The sequence below is a fragment of the Phyllobacterium sophorae genome, assembly GCF_003010965.1.
Taxonomy (GTDB): domain Bacteria; phylum Pseudomonadota; class Alphaproteobacteria; order Rhizobiales; family Rhizobiaceae; genus Phyllobacterium; species Phyllobacterium sophorae.
This window is the reverse complement of the sequence record NZ_PGGM01000039.1, coordinates 1-1,468: the sequence shown is the minus strand read 5'-3', so window position 1 is coordinate 1,468 and position 1,468 is coordinate 1. Positions and strand designations below refer to the sequence as shown.

Here is a 1,468-nt window from a genome sequence, read left to right as displayed (position 1 = left end):
GGATCATTTTGTTGAAGAGGATGCGGCGGTCCTGCATGCCGGGCTGGTGTCGGCCCCTTTCATCACCGTCGACGATACCGGCGCTCGCCACGCGAATAGCAATTTCTATACGACGCAGATTGGCGGGGAGCATTTTGCCGCCTTTCGTACCGGACCATCAAAGTCGCGCCTGAACTTCCTGTCGCTGCTGCGCGGCAACTATCAGAATTATGTGCTCAATGATGCGGCGTTCAGCTATCTGGATCGGCGCAGGGTTGATCCTGCCCTGGTGGCAAAGCTGCAGACCTCGGAACCACAGCTGTTTGGTTCGCAGATTGCGTTCCTCAAGCATCTGGCAGACAAGGGCATCGATATCTTCGACACGGGACTGATCCGCATTCTGGGGGAAGCGGGCATGTGGGGCACCATTCGTCATCACGGGCTTTTGGGTAACACAGTCATCATCTCCGACGATGCCGGCCAATTCCGTGTCGCCAATCATGCTCTGTGTTGGGTCCATAGCGAACGGCAGATGCAAAAGCTGATGCCGGCAACGCCGCGGCAGGTAGGACAGGTGGATGCCATTCGCGATCTCGTTTGGTGTTTCTACAAGGCGCTCAAAGCCTGGAAACTCAAGCCTTCACCAGGGATGGCCAACGCATTCCGTCACAGGTTCGACCGTATCTTCTCAATCCGCACCGGATATGCGGATCTCGACAAGCTTTTGGCGCGGCTTTACCGTCGCAAGGATGAATTGCTGAAGGTGCTCGACCATCCCGATATTCCGCTCCACACCAATGCCTCGGAGAACGATCTGCGTACCTTTGTCACCAAACGCAAGATCTCCGGCGGTACCATGAGCCGTAATGGCCGTGTTGCGCGCGACACCATGCTCGGCCTCATGAAGACCTGCAGGAAGCTCGGAGTCTCGTTCTATCACTATCTGGGCGACCGGCTTGACATTGGCGATCGTGATCAAACCATTCCGCCGTTGGCCATGCTCGTTGCCGCAAAAGCCTGAACCACCGTCACGCCCCCTTAGGCTTTCCAAGTGGCACGACCCGACCTGCTTTCGCCGTCTCCTCATCCAGAACATGCCGGCCGGTGAGCGTCAGCAGAGAGGGCGAGACGTTCCAATGCTTCTCATCCTCGGTGTGAACGGTCACTGTTTTGCGATTGCGACGAATGACGATCCCCTTGATCGTCCTTCCATCAGGTCCTTCAAACATTACGCCGCTACCGATCTTTATCTCCTGTAGCGCTTCCGTCATCTTTTGTTGATGCAGAAACTGCAGTCGCTCGACGATGCGCTTGTTCAGTGCCATCAGCCCGGCCTCATCCAGGCTGTCGATATCGATGTCGATCATGTGGTTTTTTCCATCGTCGGCGCGGACACCTTCTTACGTGCCGTTCCCGATTATGGTAGCACTACCTCAACGGCACAATTGCCCAGCAATGCGCCACTGCCGCCAAATCTGCCCCGCTTACC

At 56.4% G+C, this 1,468-nt stretch carries 2 protein-coding genes; one reads left to right on the top strand and one right to left on the bottom strand.

Annotation, left to right across the window (positions count from 1 at the left end; translation table 11 throughout):
- Window positions 1-1,000 (top strand): IS66 family transposase (locus CU103_RS30925; protein WP_245449094.1); only part of this gene is annotated, 1,000 nt, incomplete at its 5' end.
- 7 nt (window positions 1,001-1,007) lie between these two features.
- Here CU103_RS30925 and CU103_RS30920 read toward each other — a convergent pair.
- Window positions 1,008-1,346: a hypothetical protein gene (locus tag CU103_RS30920; protein WP_106667830.1), complete on the bottom strand. Its 339-nt coding sequence runs from the start codon at window positions 1,344-1,346 to the stop codon at window positions 1,008-1,010.
- Window positions 1,347-1,468: the final 122 nt, after the last annotated feature.